Below are 16,185 nucleotides of genomic sequence, written 5' to 3'. Positions count from 1 at the left end.
AAGGTGTTGACATGAACAGACTCCTACGTGGTGTGCTCGGGCACGGTCAGCCCGTCGAGCACGATGGTCAGATATTGCTTGGCCAGGTTGTCTACGGTGACCGGACCGCCCGGCTGGTACCAGCGCACCGCGACCCAGACGGTGTCGCGCAGGAACCGGTAGGCAAGCTCGATATCGAGCTCGGCCCGGAAGCTGCCGTCGCGGACGCCGTTGGTGAGCACCTGATGCCAGAGGGCGCGGAACTCCTTGTTGTATTCGTCGATGTAGGTGAAGCGTTCGACGCCGCGCAGGCGTTTGGCCTCGGCCTGGTAGATGGCGACCGCGGCGTGCGAGCGGTCGAACGATTCGTATGAGGCCAGTACCAGCGCCTCGAGGGTGTCGCGGGAACTCAGCCCGGACTCGACGATTTCTCGGTAGCGGCCGAACAGGTCGTCGAGGAAGCCGCGCAGGATTTCGTCGACCATCGATTCCTTGGAATCGAAATGGTGGTACAGGCTGCCCGATAGGATTCCGGCCGCGTCGGCGATATCGCGCACGGTGGTGGCGCGCAGACCCCGCTCTGCGAACAGGTTGGCCGCCAATCCGAGCAGTTCGTTGCGCCGGGCTGATTTGGACGGGTCTGGTGCGGTCACCCGGCCATAATACAACCAAGCATTTGCTTGGGGTAGTGGGTAGAGATTTTCAGCGCGCGGAGTACCGCAGCGGCGACGACATCGACAAGTCCGCCAGCAGCCGGTCGCAGATGACGATCGGCGAGATTCCGGCGCGCATCATGCGCATCACCAGAGCCAATCGCCGTTCACAGCTGTCCCATTCGACCGTCAGAGGTTTGCGGCCGGGACCGGCGTCGACGGTCGCCATGACCCGCGGCGGACCGTACCGCGTCGGCTCCTCGATCAGTTTCAACACCATGCCACGCTGCCAGGCCTGGTAGGTGTCCATATCCGCGCCGACGACAAGTTTGTCGGTGGCGGCGCACAGACCCTGAGCGATCTCATCGGAGAAGGTGACGCGGTCGAAACGGAACTTGCGTGACCTGCGCACCACGTCGAGCAGATCGGCGCGCACCTCGTAGAGCCGTTCGATCTGCCCGGTCCTGCGCCGCTCGCCCGCACCACCGCTGCCCACCCCGATGCGACGCGCACGCGCCCGCTCCCGCGCCATATCGGCGCGCAGCGCACCGCGGGGATCACTGGCGATGTCGTTCTCGTCGACGGCGTAGGAGTCGAGAATGCGGCCCGCCCGCGCTGCCACGGTCGATTTGCGCTTGTGGGCGAGCAGCTGCGCACCGAAGGCCAATGCGGCCAGGACCAGGGATTCCTGCCTACGCCTGGCTAGCACGACGTCACGCACCAACTCGAGTTCGAGTTGCTCACGTGTGGGCTTTTCTCGGGCAGATCGGCGGTCAAGGCCCATAGCCATCGCCCCTCCGGTGTGCGATCCCGACCCCAACCAGCATCGCATAACCGGCCGAGCAAGACCCGCCCTTTTCGGCCAGCACACCAGCATTCCCACGCAATGCCTGATTTCGCACGGTCCGGGTAACTCACCGGGCACGGGCTAACCCGGCCACACCCCCACCGACACTCGCCAGCGCTACCGATCCAGCACCTGAGTCTGGCCAAGAAACGCGGAGAGGCGGGACCGCCGCTGCTCAAGCGCGCTGGCTGCTGATGGAGACGATCTCGCCGGTCAGGTATGTGGTGTAGTCGCTGGCCAGCATGGCGATCGTGGCCGCGACCTCCCATGGTTCGGCGGCCCGGCCGAAGGCCTCACGTTCGGACAGCCGATCGAGCAGCTCGGTGGAGCTGACCTTGTCCAGGAAGGCGTGCCGAGCGATGCTCGGCGCGACGGCATTGATCCGCACACCCAGCTCCGCGGCCTCGACCGCACTGCACCTGGTCAATGCCATGACGCCCGCCTTGGCCGCGGCGTAATGGGCCTGACCGTACTGGGCGCGCCAGCCGAGCACGCTGGCATTGTTGACCACGACACCTCCGTGGCCGGCCTCGCGGAAGTAGGCGAGTTCGGCGCGGGTGCAGCGGAAGGTGCCGTTGAGGGTCACATCGAGCACCCGGTCCCACTGCTCATCGGTCATATCGACCACGGGGGTCTCACCGCCGAGGCCGGCATTGTTGACGAAGATGTCGACCCGGCCCAGCGCCGCGGCGGCGCCGCGCACCAGTTCGTCGACCTGTTCGGTGCTGCACACATCGCAGACGATGGCCTCGACCTTGCGGTCGGGGAATTCGGCACTCAGCTCGGCGCGGGTCTCCCCCAGCCTGCGCTCATGCCAGTCGGAGACGACGACGTCCGCGCCCTCCGACAGCAGCCTCCGCGCCGTCGCCGAGCCGATACCGGTACCGGCTGCGGCGGTGACCACCGCTTTCCGATCGGTCAGCAGACCATGTCCGGCCACCACTGCGGGCGCGACAGACAACGAAACGCTTTCACTCATGACGGACGAGCCTCCCGCGGCAGACCGAGCACGCGCTCGGAGATGATGTTGCGCTGCACTTCGTTCGAACCTCCGTAGATGGTGTCGGCGCGGGTGAACAGGTACAACCGCTGCCATTCGTCGAGATCGTCGTCGGCGGCCACCAGGCCCGCCGCTCCGCGGACAGCCATGGCGAGTTCGCCGAGCCCGCGATGCCAGTTGGCCCACAGCAGTTTCGCGACCGAGGCCTGGCCACCGCCGTCATCGGCACCCGCGTTTTCCATGGTGCGCATGGCGTGCGCGCGCAGTACCCGCAGCCCGACCCAGGCGCGATCGATCTGGTCGGCGATCAGCGGGTCGTCGAGGGCGCCGGTCGTGCGGGCCATTTCCTCGACGCCGGCGAGTTCGCGCTCGAAGCGGATCTGCTGGCCGAGGGTGGAGATGCCGCGTTCGAAGGTCAGCGTGCCCATGGCGATGCGCCAGCCGTCACCGGGCTCGCCGACGACCAGGTCGGCGGTGGTGCGAGCGTCGTCGAAGAAGACCTCGTTGAATTCCGAGGTGCCGGTGAGCTGATTGATCGGGCGCACGGTGACGCCCGGCTGCTTCATGGGAACCAGCAGATAGGACAGGCCTTTGTGCCGCTTGGAGCCGGGCTCGGTGCGCGCGACCACGAAGCACCAGTCGGCAACGTGCGCCAGCGAGGTCCAGATCTTCTGGCCGTTGATCGACCATTCGTCACCGTCCAGCCGCGCCGAGGTGGTGACGGCGGCCAGGTCGGAGCCTGCGCCGGGTTCGGAATAGCCCTGGCACCACAGCTCGCTGACGGTCCGGATACCGGGCAGGAAGCGTTGCTTCTGTGCCTCGGTACCGAAGGCGAGCACGGTCGGGCCGAGCAGTTCCTCACCGACGTGAGAGACCCGCGCGGGCGCGTCGGCCTTGGCGTACTCCTCGTGGAAGATGATCTGCTGCCGGACGGTCGCCTCACGCCCGCCGTATTCCTTCGGCCAGCCAAGGCAGGTCCACCCGGACGCCGCCAGATGGCGATCCCAGGCCAGCCGTTCGTCGAACGCCTCGTGCTCGCGGCCGGGACCGCCGAGGCCACGCAGCTGCTTGTATTCGCCGTTCAGGTTCTCCGTCAGCCATGCCCGGATCTCCGCGCGGAAGGCGGCATCGTCGCCGGTAGCAGCCGATATCGCCGAAGTCGGCCCGCCGTTGCGGCCGGTGTCGGATTCTGAGGTCTGGATCGCACCCACGCCGGTAGGATAACCTACCAAGCACTTGCTTTGTAAGACTCTGGTCTTACTGACCGCACCGACGGTGAGGACAACCCGTGACAACCCCTGCACAGACCACCCCGATGGCGCTGCACGATGCGGCGTACACCTTCGGCACCGCACCGGCCGTGGCCGACGGTGACATACGCCTGGACTGGACACAGTTGCTGGAAGCGGTGCAAGACGTGGCTCGGGCGCTCATCGCACGTGGGGTGGAGCGCGGCGACCGGATCGCGATGTGGGCGCCGAACACCCATCACTGGATCACCGCCGCATTGGCCGCGCACTACTGCGGCGCGGCGCTGGTTCCGCTCAACACCCGCTACACCGCAGACGAGGCGGCCGACGTGCTGCGCCGGGTGCATGCCAAGGCGTTGTTCATCTCCGGGCCGTTCCTACGGCGCGAGCGGCTCACCGAACTGCTGGCCGCCGCGCCTGATCTCGATATCCCGACCATCGTGGTCATCCCGGTCGAGGCACCGATGACGGTCGAGTCGTCATCGGTGGCCTCGGCCGATCCCCGGGTAATCGACTGGTCGGAGCTGCCGCGGGTTGCCGAGCCGGTGACCCGTGAGCAGGCGCGCGAGCGGGCGGAAGATGTCAGCCCCGACGACGTCGCCGACATCCTGTTCACCTCGGGCACCACCGGACGCAGCAAGGGGACGCTGGTCGCGCAGCGGCAGGCGCTGTCGGTGGTGCGCGCGTGGGTCGAGTGCTCGACGCTCGACAGCTCGGACCGCTACCTGATCGTCAACCCGTTCTTCCACAACTTCGGCTATAAGGCGGGCATCCTCGCCTGCCTGGTCACCGGCGCGACGATCGTGCCGCAGGTGGTGTTCGATGTGCCGCAGACGATGCGGATGATCGGCCAGGAGAAGATCACCGTGCTGCCGGGGCCGCCGACGATCTACCAGACCATCCTCGAGTTCCCCGACAGGCAGCAGTACGACCTGAGTTCGCTGCGCGTCGCGGTCACCGGCGCCGCGACGGTCCCGGTGGTACTGATCGAACGGATGCGTTCGGAGCTCGCCTTCGATGTGGTGATCACCGCGTACGGACTGTCGGAATCGGCAGGCTTCGGCACCATGTGCCGAGCCGAGGACGACGCCGAAACCATCGCCAACACCTGTGGTCGCGCCATCGCCGGCTACGAGCTGCGGATCGACACCACCGGTGAGGTGCTGCTGCGCGGACCCAACGTCATGCTCGGTTACCTCGATGATCCCAAGGCCACCGCCGAGACCATCGACGCCGACGGCTGGCTGCACACCGGCGATATCGGCACCGTCGACGAGCGCGGCTACCTGAAGATCACCGACCGGCTCAAGGACATGTACATCAGCGGCGGCTTCAACGTCTATCCCGCCGAGATCGAGCAGGCACTGGCCCGGCTCGACGGCGTCGCCGAATCGGCCGTCATCGGGGTGCCCGATACCCGGATGGGTGAGGTCGGCAAGGCCTATGTCGTGCGCAAACCCGGGTCCGCGCTCACCGAAGAGCAGGTGATCGCCCACGCCACCACCGTGCTGGCCAATTTCAAGGTGCCGCGCGTCGTCGAATTCCGCGACCAGCTGCCCTACAGCGCCGCCGGGAAGGTGCTCAAACGTCAACTACGTGAGGAGAAGTCGTAAATGCCTGCCGAAGAAGCAGCGGTGCCGTTCGAACCGGATGTGGTGATCTATGAGCGCCGCGGCGCGGTCGCTGTCATCACCATGAACCGCCCGGACTACCGCAACGCCCAGAACTCGGTGATGACCTACGCACTCGACGCCGCGTTCGAGCGGGCCGTGGAGGATCCGGAGGTCGGTGTCATCGTGCTGGCCGGCAACGGCAAGCATTTCAGCGCCGGACACGATATCGGCACGCCGGGCCGCGACCATCACGTGCGTTACCCGAACAAGGCCGCCCTGTGGTGGGATCACGTGGACCGGGTCGGTGGCGATCAGCGCTTCGCGCGCGAGACCGAGGTGTACCTCGGGATGTGCCGTCGTTGGCGCGAGATCCCCAAGCCGACCATCGCCATGGTGCAGGGTGCCTGCATCGCGGGTGGACTCATGCTGGCCTGGGTATGCGATCTCATCGTCGCCTCCGAGGACTCGTTCTTCTCCGATCCCGTGGTCCGGATGGGGATTCCGGGTGTCGAGTACTTCGCGCATCCGTGGGTGCTCGGTCCGCGGGCGGCGAAGGAGTTCCTGTTCACCGGTGACCGGTTCAGTGCCGAGCAGGCCAAGGAATGGGGCATGGTCAACCGGGTCGTGCCGCGCGAGGAGCTGGAGACCGAGACCTTCGCACTGGCCGACAAGATCGCGACCATGCCGCAGTTCGGCCTCGCGCTGACCAAGAAGGCTGTCAACCAGGCCGAGGATCTGATGGGGATGCGCGCGGGCATGGACTCGGTGTTCGGCCTGCACCATTTCGCGCACGCCCACAACGCGGAGGTCGGCGCGGACTCCCTCGGCGGTATGAACGCCAAATCAATGAAGGCCACGGCGAGTTCGGCACAGGCCGACGCCACGCAGAACGGGGCGAAATAAGTGGATCTGGATCTGGATAAGGCCACCCGCGACTTCCAGTTGGAGGTCCGCGATTTTCTGGCCGCGAACAAGCCGGCCCAGCCGTTGCCGTCGATGGACACCAAGGCCGGGTTCCAGGCGCATCGGGAGTGGGAGCACACCCTCGCCGAGGCCAGGTACTCGGTGGTGTCGTGGCCGGAAGAGTTCGGTGGACGTGACGCATCGCTGCTGGAATGGGTGCTGTTCGAGCAGGAGTACTACGCGGCGGCCGCGCCCGGCAGGGTGAGCCAGAACGGCATCTTCCTGCTGGCGCCCACCCTGTTCGAGCACGGCACGCCCGAGCAGCTGGCGCGGATCATGCCGCGCATGGCCCGCGGCGACGACATCTGGGCGCAGGCCTGGTCGGAGCCGGAAGCGGGCAGCGACCTGGCCGGTATCCGCTCCACCGCGCGCCGCACCGACGGCGGCTGGCTGCTGAGCGGACAGAAGACGTGGAGTTCGCGTGCGGCCTACGCGGACCGGGCCTTCGGCCTGTTCCGTAGTGACCCGGAAGCCGAACGGCATCGCGGACTCACCTACGTGATGTTCGGGCTGGACGCCGAGGGTGTCACCGTGCGCCCGATTCCGCAGCTCGACGGCGAGCCCGGTTTCGCGGAGATCTTCCTCGACGAGGTGTTCGTCCCGGACTCCGATGTCATCGGCGCCCCCAACGAGGGCTGGCGGGTCGCCATGAGCACCTCCAGCAATGAACGCGGACTGTCGCTGCGCAGCCCCGGCCGCTTCAGCGCCACCGCACAACGGCTGATCGAGCTGTGGTCGAGCACCGAGGACGCGGGCACCGCCGCGCGCGATGCCGTGGTGGACGCCTGGATCGGCAGCGAGGCCTATCGGCTGCACACCTTCGGCACCGTTACCCGGCTGAACGAGGGCGGCAAGCTCGGCGCGGAATCCTCGATCACCAAGGTGTTCTGGTCCGAACTCGATATCGCCATGCACGAAACGGCGCTGGATCTGCTCGGTGACACCGCCGAACAGGCCGGACCGTGGACCGACGGCTACCTGTTCTCGCTGTCGGGCCCGATCTACGCCGGTACCAACGAGATCCAACGCAACATCATCGCCGAGCGGCTCCTCGGCCTACCGAGAGGAGGCGGCCGATGAGGTTCGCACTCAGCCCGGAACACGTCGATTTCGCCGCCAGTGTGCGCAAGCTGCTCGACGCCGGTAAGCCACCCGCCGCGGTCCGCGCCTGGGCTGCGGGTGAGCACGCGGCCGGACGCGCGCTGATCGAACAGCTGGCCGAGGCGGGAGTGTTCGGACTCGCCGTCGCCGAGGAGTACGACGGTATCGGTGCCGAACCGATCGACCTGGTGGTGGCCTTCGGTGAGCTCGGACGCTCGGCGGCGCCGGGACCGCTGGTGGAATCCGCGGCGGCGATTCCCGGTGTGCTGCAAGCGCTTGCCGGGGCTACCGATGCCGAAGGCGAGTCGAGCGCTGCCACACGATGGCTGCCCGGCATCGCGGCGGGAACCACCGTCGGCACCATCGCGTTCGCCACGCCGGCGCGTGGTGCGATCGCGCTTGACGCCGATATCGCGGATGTGATCCTGGTGGCCGACCGCAGCGGTCTGCATACCGCGCGAGTCGGTGAGCAGGTGCGTTCGGTCGATCCGGCGCGGCGGTTGTTCACTGTCGTACCGGACGAGGTGATCGCCGAGGGCGAGCAGGCCGCGAACGCCATCGCCGCCGGTTTCGATGCCGGTGCACTGGCCTGCGCTGCGCAACTGCTCGGCGCAGGCCGCGGCCTGCTCGACGCGGCGACCGAATACGCCAAGCAGCGCAAACAGTTCGGCCGACCGATCGGCGAGTTCCAGGCCGTGAAGCAGAAGCTCGCCGATGTGCTCATCGCCCTCGACCTGGCCGAGCCGCTGCTGCACCGCGCGGCGCTGACCGCAGGCGGTCCAGACCGTAGTCGCGACGTGTCCGCGGCCCTGGTTGCCTGCGGTGATGCCGCCCACCTTGCCGCACGCACCGGCCTCCAGGTGCACGGCGCCATCGGCTACACCGCCGAGTACGACCTGTCGTTGCTGCTCACCAAGGTCACCGCGCTCCGTTCGGCGTGGGGCACACCGGACTTCCACCGCGCGCGCATCGCCGCAGCGCTGCGCGCCGCAGGCAAGAACGGAGATGTTGCGTGATCACCGAGGAGCAGCAGGAACTCGTCGCCGCAGTGCGCGGAGCCGTCGCTCGTAGCGGTGGGCCCGCGGTCGGCCGGGAGGCGCTGGAGAGCGAGCTCGGTTACGACGCCGCACTGTGGCGGACGCTGTGTGAGCAGGTGGGGGTCACGGCATTGGCGATTCCCGAGGAGTACGGCGGGTTCGGGGCAAGCCTGGTCGAATCTCTGCTGGTGGTCGGGGAATTGGGCCGGTCGCTGGCTGGTGTCCCGATGCTCGGGTCGGCGGTGCTCGGCGCGCAGGCGGTGCTGTTGTCCGGGGATTCCGAGGCCTGCGAGCGGTTACTGCCCGAGGTGGCCGAGGGTGCAAGGACGATTGCCGTGTGCTGGGCCGGCGCGGACGGCTGGGACAGCTTCGGCGTCCGTGCCGAGGGCGATACCCTCAACGGCACGGCGCACTACGTCCTCGACGCCAACCATGCCGCGACGTTGATTGTCGTCACCGAGTCCGGCCTGTTCGAGGTCGATCCGGCTGCGGCGGGTATCGAGCGCCGCGCGTCCGCCACCATGGATCCGACGCGCAAGCTCGGCGAGATCACATTCACGAACGTGACCGGGCGCAGGCTCGGCACCGGCGACTCGACGCCGATCATCACCCGGTTGCGCGAGATCGCCTGGGCTGCACTGGCGGCCGAGCAGGTCGGCGCCGCCGAACAGTGCCTGGAGCTGACGGTCGAATTCGCGAAGTCTCGGGTGCAGTTCGGCAGGCCGATCGGTAGCTTCCAGGCGCTCAAGCACCGCATGGCCGATATGTATGTGCTGGTCGAATCCGCCAAGTCCACCTCCTATGCCGCGACGTTCGCGGTCGGCGCCGACAGCCCGTCGGCCGCCGAGGACGTCTGGGTCGCCCGCCGCCACTGCTCGGAGGCCTACTCGACGGTGGCCGCCGAGATGATCCAGTTGCACGGCGGCATCGCCATCACCTGGGAGCACGACGCCCACCTGCACTTCAAGCGGGCCCACGGCGACGCACTGCTGTTCGGTAAGCCGCACCACCGACCGCTTCCCCACTCGGCGTAAGCGGACTGCTCACCTCGCCTGCCCGGCCGCGCTGTGATGCGCGGCCGGGCAGTCACATCTTCAGGGTCCGCAACGTGTGCACCGGCCGCGGCGGGATCCGCCCACGTCACGGTCGCCCATCCGCGCAGTGGGATGGGTCGGTGCGATCCGAGAAGTCGGCACCGCATGATCGGCGGTCAGCCGGGCACCGCTCGGCCCACGCGACGGCCAACGCGCCACTCCGGTGACTCATTTCACCACGAATAGATAGTTAGCTTATGTAATAATATTCGGGTGCAGCAGAGCAACGTGACGTCCACGGAGGACATCGTCGTCGATCTCGTGGTCAACGCCGCTCGGCTGACTCGGCTGGCCGGGGTGATCAGTGGTGATGACCTCCCACCGCGCGCGGAACTGCGGGCACTGTCGGTGCTCGACGAGCACGGTGAACTACGGGTCAGCGAATTCGCCCGCATCGATCGATGTTCACAACCGGCGGCAACGGCGCTGATCGGCAAGTTGGTCGCGGACGGATACGCCACCCGGCACAAAGACCCGGACGATGCCAGGGCCGTTGTCATCGCCCTCACCCCGGCCGGACGCGAGCGGCTGGTCGAATCCCGCCGAGCCTTCGGCGCCGCGCTCGCCGCGCGACTGCCCGGCTACGACACCGACCGACTGATCCGGCTGGAGGCCGAACTCACCGAATTGCTGGACGCGCTCAAAGCAACCGACGACACGCACCGGCACGAAACGACACCGAGGGAACCCCACCGTCATGAGCGGTCAGGCCTGGAGGCGGCAGCGAAGCGTCACCACGGAGGGCCCCGCTCATGACAAAGGAGCACAGATGACAACGACCAGGACGCACAGCGCCGCGCCCGCAGCAGAGAAGACCAAGCAACCCAAGGCGGTGTGGGCCGTCGCCTTCGCGAGCGTCATCGCGTTCATGGGCATCGGTCTGGTCGACCCGATTCTCAAGCCGATCGGTGAGCAGCTCGATGCCTCGCCGTCGCAGGTATCGCTGCTGTTCACCAGCTACATGCTGGTCACCGGCGTGGCAATGCTGATAACGGGTGTGGTGTCGAGCCGGTTCGGCGCGAAGAAGACACTGCTGGCCGGCTTGGCCATCATCGTGGTGTTCGCGGCGCTGGCGGGTATGTCGAACAGCGTCGAACAGATCGTCGGTTTCCGTGCGGGCTGGGGGCTGGGTAATGCCCTGTTCATCGCGACAGCACTGGCGACCATCGTCGGCGCGGCCAGCGGTGGTGTCGCGCGCGCCATCATCCTGTACGAGGCGGCGCTCGGTATCGGCATCGCGACCGGCCCGCTCGTCGGCGGCCTGCTGGGCGGGATCAGCTGGCGTGGACCATTCTTCGGCGTTTCCGTGCTGATGGCCGTCGCGTTCATCTGCCTCGTGGTGCTGCTGCCCGAGACGCCGAAGCCCGCCGAACCGACCTCGATCACCGCGCCGTTCAAGGCGCTGCGCCACCGCGGCCTGCTCGTGGTGAGCCTGACCGCGCTGTTCTACAACTTCGGCTTTTTCACCCTGCTCGCCTACACCCCGTTCCCGTTGGACATGGGCACCTACGCGATCGGCTTCATCTTCTTCGGCTGGGGCCTGATGCTCGCCGTGGCGTCGGTGTACTTCGCTCCCGTGCTGCAACGCCGCTTCGGCACCCTGCCGATGATGGGTCTCGCGCTGGCGCTGTTCGCCGCCGACCTCGCGGTGATGGCCATGTTCGCCGAGCACAAGCCCGTGCTGATCGTCGGTGTGGTTCTGGCCGGTCTGTTCCTTGGCGTGAACAACACCCTGATCACCGAGGCCGTGATGATCTCCGCGCCGGTCGAACGTTCGACCGCGTCGGCCGCCTACAGCTTCGTCCGCTTCGCCGGCGGTGCCGCGGCACCATGGCTGGCGGGCAAGCTCGGTGAGCACAACACCGCACTGCCGTTCTGGGTGGGTGCCGCCTGCACCGCGGTCGCCGTACTCGTCCTGCTCGGCGGACGATCCGCCCTCGCTCATATCGACGATCACGATCCCGAACCGCACAGCGTCGAAGAGGCGCAAGCGATTACCGTCGGCGACTGACGACCTCGGCCGTTCGACCCACAGGCCCCGCCCACCCGGCGGGGCCTGTGCTATGCCCTGCTCGACCTGTCGCGCGCATGGGCTACTCGTACGCGCCCACCTGATCCCAGCGCGACCTCCCGTTCGATATTTCGGGTAGTCGACTACGCATGACGCTGGACACGGCGATTCGTAACGTCAGAGACGCTCGACGATGTGGGACGCACCGCCAGAGCGCCTGCCTCATCCATCGGTGGGGTGTAGGCCAGTTCGATCCCGAAGGATGGAAGGCCGTCATGACTCACAATCTCGGACGCGTCGTCGCCGACGGACGAACCCTGACCGAGGCATCCGGTATCGACCTGGTCCCGGCTTCCGGGCCGGTCGGCCCCGCGAGGTTCGTCATCCTCCACTTCGACAACGTCAACCTGACCGGCGGGGCCGAACTGACGGTCGACCTCGGCTATGGACAAGACGTGTTCTCCGCAGGCTCCGGAGCGACCCTGTGGACCCGACCGGCCGACCCTGGCGCCGGGCCGATCCGGATCCGCATCGTCGGCGGGACCGGCACCGCCAGACTGCGCGACTATGGCGTCGGTGAACCGTCGATCACGCCTGGCCAGGCGCCTGGAACATCGATCGGCAGCCAGAGCAATCCCGACGTCTTCCTGCACACCAGCCCCTACCAAGAGCCGATCTATGAGACCAGGTTGGAGTGCAATCCGGGCTTCGCATGGCGCAACGCGGCGTGCTCGCTGGCGCCCGCGGTGCCGGATTCGGTGAAGAACCGGGTCAAGGCCGCGACCGGCATCATCGTGGAAGTACACGACGGCCATGTCTCGAGCTGCACGGGGACACTGATCGGCGCCGACCTGTTCCTCACGGCCCGGCATTGCCTGACCGATCCCTCTCGCGAGGATCTGCGCAGCGCCTCGGTGACCTTCGACTATCACCCCAACTGCGACGGGACCAGGCCCGCCGGCCATGGCACTCGTTTCTTCAAGGTTCTCGGCGAGGTCGCCTCCGGCAGCCCGCCGACCGGCTCCAATCCACCGGTCTCGACGGACTGGGTGGTGCTGCGGCTTGACGCTGCTCCCGGCGCCCTGCCCGCGCCGCTCCCGATGCGCAGCGCCACGCTGATGAATGGCGAGACGATCTTCACCATGCACCACCCCAACGGCGCTGCGAAGAAGACTCAGGCGGGCGTGCACGATGGCGGCACCATCTCCGGCTTCGATTTCGCCGGCGGCAGCTCCGGCTCATCCCTTTTCGACGTGAACGGCCAGGTAGTCGGCGGCCCATTGGCCTCGGGCGCAGGATGCGGTGTCTCCTTCGCGCCGATAGCCAACGTGATCGCCGGCCTTTCCACGCCACCGCCGCCACCGGCGCCGATGGACGTCATGGTGGTGCTCGACAGGTCGGGCAGCATGTCGAGCAGCGCCCCACCGGTCGGGCGTAGCAAACTCGACGAGGCGAAGGACGCGGCGGCCTTGTTCGTGCAGCTGGTACGCGAAAACGGTGGGGACCGATTGGGGCTGGCTACGTATTCGTCGACATCGAGTATCGACACGCAACCCGCGGCCACGGCGACGGCCAAACCCGCTCTTGTGGGACCACCCCCCTTCACCACCGGCACGATCGGTGCGATCACCGCGAATGGGGCAACGAGTATCGGTGCCGGGTTGGGGTCCGCCCAACTCGCGCTGACCGGCGGACCGGCCGACAACGCGATTCTGTTGCTCACCGACGGGCTGCAGAACACGGCCCCGACAATCCAAGAGATCGAGCCGCACCTCGGTGCGACCGAGATCAACGCCATCGGTTTCGGCTCCGACGCCGACATCGACGCAGCCCTGCTCAACCGGCTCGCACACGACCACGGCGGCCACTTCACCCGCGCCCTCGATGGCCTGTCCTTGCGCAAGTTCTTCGGTCTGGCGTTCGGCAACATGTTCGAGAGTGGCGCGCTCACAGATCCGGACTTCCTGCTACCCGCCGACAAGAAACAATCCGAACCGCACCGTTTCGATGTCTGCGGCGAGGAGCGGATCACTGTCATCCTCGGCTGGGACGATCTGGCGGCACCTCTGCGAGCCCGGGTATCCACACCCTCGGGAAAGGTGGTCGGCGACAGGCGAATCCAGCCGGTCCGCGGCCGCAGTTGGTTGTTCTGGCGTATCCCACTGCCCTACGAGTCGGAGCGCGACGGGACTTGGCAATGCGTCGTCGATCGAGTGCCCACCGGCGGGGAGTTCCCGCCCCCGCCGACCGACGTTCGCTATTTCTTCCTTGTGGTCTGCTCCGGCGGTCCGAAGCTCACGCCACTGGTACGCCGTGGTCGGGTATACACAGGCGACACGGTGGATCCGATGGTCGGGCTGCACTATCGCGACCGAACCACGCCGCACGGCGCCCAGATCATGTTGACCATCGACGCCCCCGGGGTCGCTCTCGGCGAGCTGACCACCCAGGCGAAGCTGTCCGCTCCTGTGGTCTCCAGCGATCCCGTCGGCTCGTTCCACGCAACCTTGCAGGCGATCGCGCAGTCCGCCGGCGGCACACTACCGGTGGCGACTTCGACTTTCACCGTGCCCCTTTTCGACGACGGTACCCACGGCGATGGAGCCATGGAGCCGGACGGAATCTTCAACAATCCGCTGCCGACCCTCACCAAGGCCGAGGGCACTTACCACTTCCGGGCCGTGGCGACCTACGGCGATCGATGCCGGGCAAGCCGTGAGGCGCACTGGTCGATTCATGTCGAGCCCGGTATCGATCCGGGCACTACTGGCGTCGTGTTCGAAGGTACCGACGACAACGGGGTGCTGGTGATCACCCCGCGCGACCCGTACGGCAACCCGATCGGCCCGGGACGCGGCCACATTTTCGAGATCTCGCCGATACCGGGTGTGCAGATCCGCGGCAAGGCCGAGGACCGCGGAGACGGATCGTATGGGGTCCCGGTCATCTGGGACACCGCCATCACACCAGCACCCGGCGTTGTGGTGCGCCAGCCCGAACGAGATCCGGTGATCCTCGAGGTGCCGAACGGCAAGCCACCGAGCGGCGACTGCACCGGGGTAGCCGAGGACCTACTCGAATGCATCGGACTGCCCGACCCCGATGTGAAGCGGGTGCGGATCAAGAAGGTCGTGGTGGAAATGGACCTCGATCAGGACGACTGCGGCTGCTGAACGAAGCGATGGTTCGCTACCTGCGACCGACGTCCGCGGCGGATGAGTCGGGGTACCGTCAGAAGGTATGACCGAAGCGCAGCGGGGACAGGTCAGGATCGAGCCGTGTCACAAGCGGGTGCGGGTGTATTTCGGGGGGAAGCTCGTCGCCGACACCACCCGGCCGTCCTTGGTCTGGGAGATCCCCTACTACCCCACCTATTACATCCCGGTCGCCGACCTGCGCGCGAAGCTCGAGCCCAACGGCAGTGTCCGCGAATCCATCCACCGTGGTGAGGGCACCGGGTACGACCTGGTCGTCGACGGCGCCATCGTGCCGGGCGCGGCGGTGCGGTACCTGGAGTCGTCCGAGCTGAGCGAGCTGGTGCGGCTGGACTGGAATGCGATGGACGAATGGTTCGAGGAGGACGAGCCCATCTACGTCCATCCGCGCGATCCGTACTCGCGAGTCGACATTCTGCACAGCTCGCGTAATGTTCGGGTGGAGCTCGACGGCGTCACCGTCGCCGACTCGAAAGCCCCGCGCATTCTGTTCGAAACCGGCCTGCCCGCACGGTATTATCTGCCGCTCACCGATGTGCGGATGGATCTGCTGCACCCCTCCGCCACCCACAGCAGCTGCCCGTACAAAGGCAATGCCGACTACTGGAACATCCGCATCGGCGATACCGAACACGCCGACCTGGCGTGGATCTACCGCACCCCGGTCGCGGAGAGCCAGAAGATCGCGGGCCTGGCCTGCTTTTACAACGAGAAGGTCGACATCTATATCGACGGTGAACTCCAGGAGCGTCCGCAGACGCCGTTCAGCTGAGGCGTGCACAACCGCCGGCGTCCGCTACCGGCGACCACTGTCGCCTGACCACTCAGCGTTCCTGCGCAATCCGTGACGGGCTCGGTGCGGGCCACCCGTTCGGTGACCTAGGTGGGCGATGGTGGACCGGCCGCCGCGTCAGACCGCGACAGTGCTCGGCGTATCGGCCGCGCGCCGGTACTGCCCGGGCGGTACCCCGTATTCCCGTTTGAATGCCTTGGCGAAGGCGAACTCGGAGGTGTAGCCGACGCGGGCGGCAATCGTGGCCAGCGCGGAGTCGGTCTCGCCGAGCAGACGCGCGGCGGTGAGCAGGCGCCAGCGGGTGAGATACGACAGCGGGGGTTCGCCGATGGTGGCCGTGAAGCGGCGGGCGAGGGTGGCGCGGGAAACGCCGGCGATCGCGCTGAGTTCGGGAACCGTCCACGCGTTGGCGGGGTCGTCGTGGATCGCGCGCAGTGCGGCGGCGACGGCCGGATCGGTGAACGCGCCTGCCCATCCGCCGGCTCGGTCGCGAGCCTGTTCGTCGAACCAGGCGCGCAGCACGAACAGCAGCAGGGTGTCGAGGATGGCGGGGATGGCGGCATCGCTGCCCGCGCGCGGTTCGGCGACCTCGGCGGCCAGCAGGTCGACGGCTGCGCGCAGGGCGGGGT

Annotated in this window: 14 protein-coding genes; 9 read left to right on the top strand and 5 right to left on the bottom strand. The window is 67.3% G+C overall.

What is annotated here, in order from left to right; genetic code table 11:
* Positions 1-23: 23 nt before the first annotated feature.
* The 4 genes from GV792_RS22335 to GV792_RS22320 all read right to left on the bottom strand — a co-directional run bounded on the left by GV792_RS22335 (position 24) and on the right by GV792_RS22320 (position 3,630).
* On the bottom strand, positions 24-632 hold the full coding sequence (locus GV792_RS22335; protein ID WP_163826246.1) for a TetR/AcrR family transcriptional regulator: 609 nt from the start codon (positions 630-632) through the stop codon (positions 24-26).
* A gap of 49 nt (positions 633-681) precedes the next feature.
* Entirely contained in the window at positions 682-1,422 is a 741-nt protein-coding gene (locus GV792_RS22330; RefSeq protein ID WP_256670422.1) for a hypothetical protein, read from the bottom strand.
* 232 nt (positions 1,423-1,654) lie between these two features.
* Positions 1,655-2,458 (bottom strand): SDR family oxidoreductase, encoded by an 804-nt coding sequence (locus tag GV792_RS22325; RefSeq protein ID WP_163826245.1) that lies wholly within the window; start codon positions 2,456-2,458, stop codon positions 1,655-1,657.
* Entirely contained in the window at positions 2,455-3,630 is a 1,176-nt protein-coding gene (locus tag GV792_RS22320) for an acyl-CoA dehydrogenase family protein (RefSeq protein WP_163826299.1), read from the bottom strand. The genes GV792_RS22325 and GV792_RS22320 overlap by 4 nt, the downstream gene beginning before the upstream one ends.
* A 137-nt stretch (positions 3,631-3,767) precedes the next feature.
* Between GV792_RS22320 and GV792_RS22315 the strand changes: the two genes are divergently transcribed.
* The 9 genes from GV792_RS22315 (at position 3,768) to GV792_RS22275 (ending at position 15,535) form a co-directional block, all read left to right on the top strand.
* Positions 3,768-5,342, top strand: a complete 1,575-nt coding sequence (locus GV792_RS22315; RefSeq protein ID WP_309138580.1) for a FadD3 family acyl-CoA ligase — start codon at positions 3,768-3,770, stop codon at positions 5,340-5,342.
* Positions 5,343-6,245: an enoyl-CoA hydratase gene (locus GV792_RS22310; RefSeq protein ID WP_163826244.1), complete on the top strand. Its 903-nt coding sequence runs from the start codon at positions 5,343-5,345 to the stop codon at positions 6,243-6,245.
* Entirely contained in the window at positions 6,246-7,385 is a 1,140-nt protein-coding gene (locus GV792_RS22305; protein WP_163826243.1) for an acyl-CoA dehydrogenase family protein, read from the top strand.
* Positions 7,382-8,422, top strand: a complete 1,041-nt coding sequence (locus tag GV792_RS22300; RefSeq protein WP_163826242.1) for an acyl-CoA dehydrogenase family protein — start codon at positions 7,382-7,384, stop codon at positions 8,420-8,422. Before GV792_RS22305 ends, GV792_RS22300 begins: the two co-directional genes overlap by 4 nt.
* Entirely contained in the window at positions 8,419-9,477 is a 1,059-nt protein-coding gene (locus tag GV792_RS22295) for an acyl-CoA dehydrogenase family protein (protein WP_163826241.1), read from the top strand. The genes GV792_RS22300 and GV792_RS22295 overlap by 4 nt, the downstream gene beginning before the upstream one ends.
* A 273-nt stretch (positions 9,478-9,750) precedes the next feature.
* Positions 9,751-10,293 carry a MarR family winged helix-turn-helix transcriptional regulator gene (locus tag GV792_RS22290; RefSeq protein WP_309138581.1) on the top strand — a complete coding sequence of 181 codons (543 nt, stop codon included), beginning with the start codon at positions 9,751-9,753 and terminating at the stop codon, positions 10,291-10,293.
* Positions 10,294-10,306: 13 nt separating this feature from the next.
* The gene (locus GV792_RS22285; protein ID WP_163826240.1) at positions 10,307-11,548 is read left to right on the top strand and encodes an MFS transporter; all 1,242 of its coding nucleotides are present in this window, start codon (positions 10,307-10,309) and stop codon (positions 11,546-11,548) included.
* Positions 11,549-11,823: 275 nt separating this feature from the next.
* On the top strand, positions 11,824-14,721 hold the full coding sequence (locus tag GV792_RS22280; protein WP_163826239.1) for a VWA domain-containing protein: 2,898 nt from the start codon (positions 11,824-11,826) through the stop codon (positions 14,719-14,721).
* Positions 14,722-14,788: 67 nt separating this feature from the next.
* The gene (locus GV792_RS22275; RefSeq protein ID WP_163826238.1) at positions 14,789-15,535 is read left to right on the top strand and encodes a DUF427 domain-containing protein; all 747 of its coding nucleotides are present in this window, start codon (positions 14,789-14,791) and stop codon (positions 15,533-15,535) included.
* Positions 15,536-15,673: 138 nt separating this feature from the next.
* Here GV792_RS22275 and GV792_RS22270 read toward each other — a convergent pair.
* On the bottom strand, positions 15,674-16,185 hold a 512-nt coding region (locus GV792_RS22270), incomplete at its 5' end, for an AraC family transcriptional regulator (RefSeq protein WP_163826237.1).

This window comes from Nocardia cyriacigeorgica (assembly GCF_010868145.1).
In the GTDB taxonomy this organism is placed as follows: domain Bacteria; phylum Actinomycetota; class Actinomycetes; order Mycobacteriales; family Mycobacteriaceae; genus Nocardia; species Nocardia cyriacigeorgica_D.
This window is presented reverse-complemented; position numbering and strand designations above follow the sequence as displayed.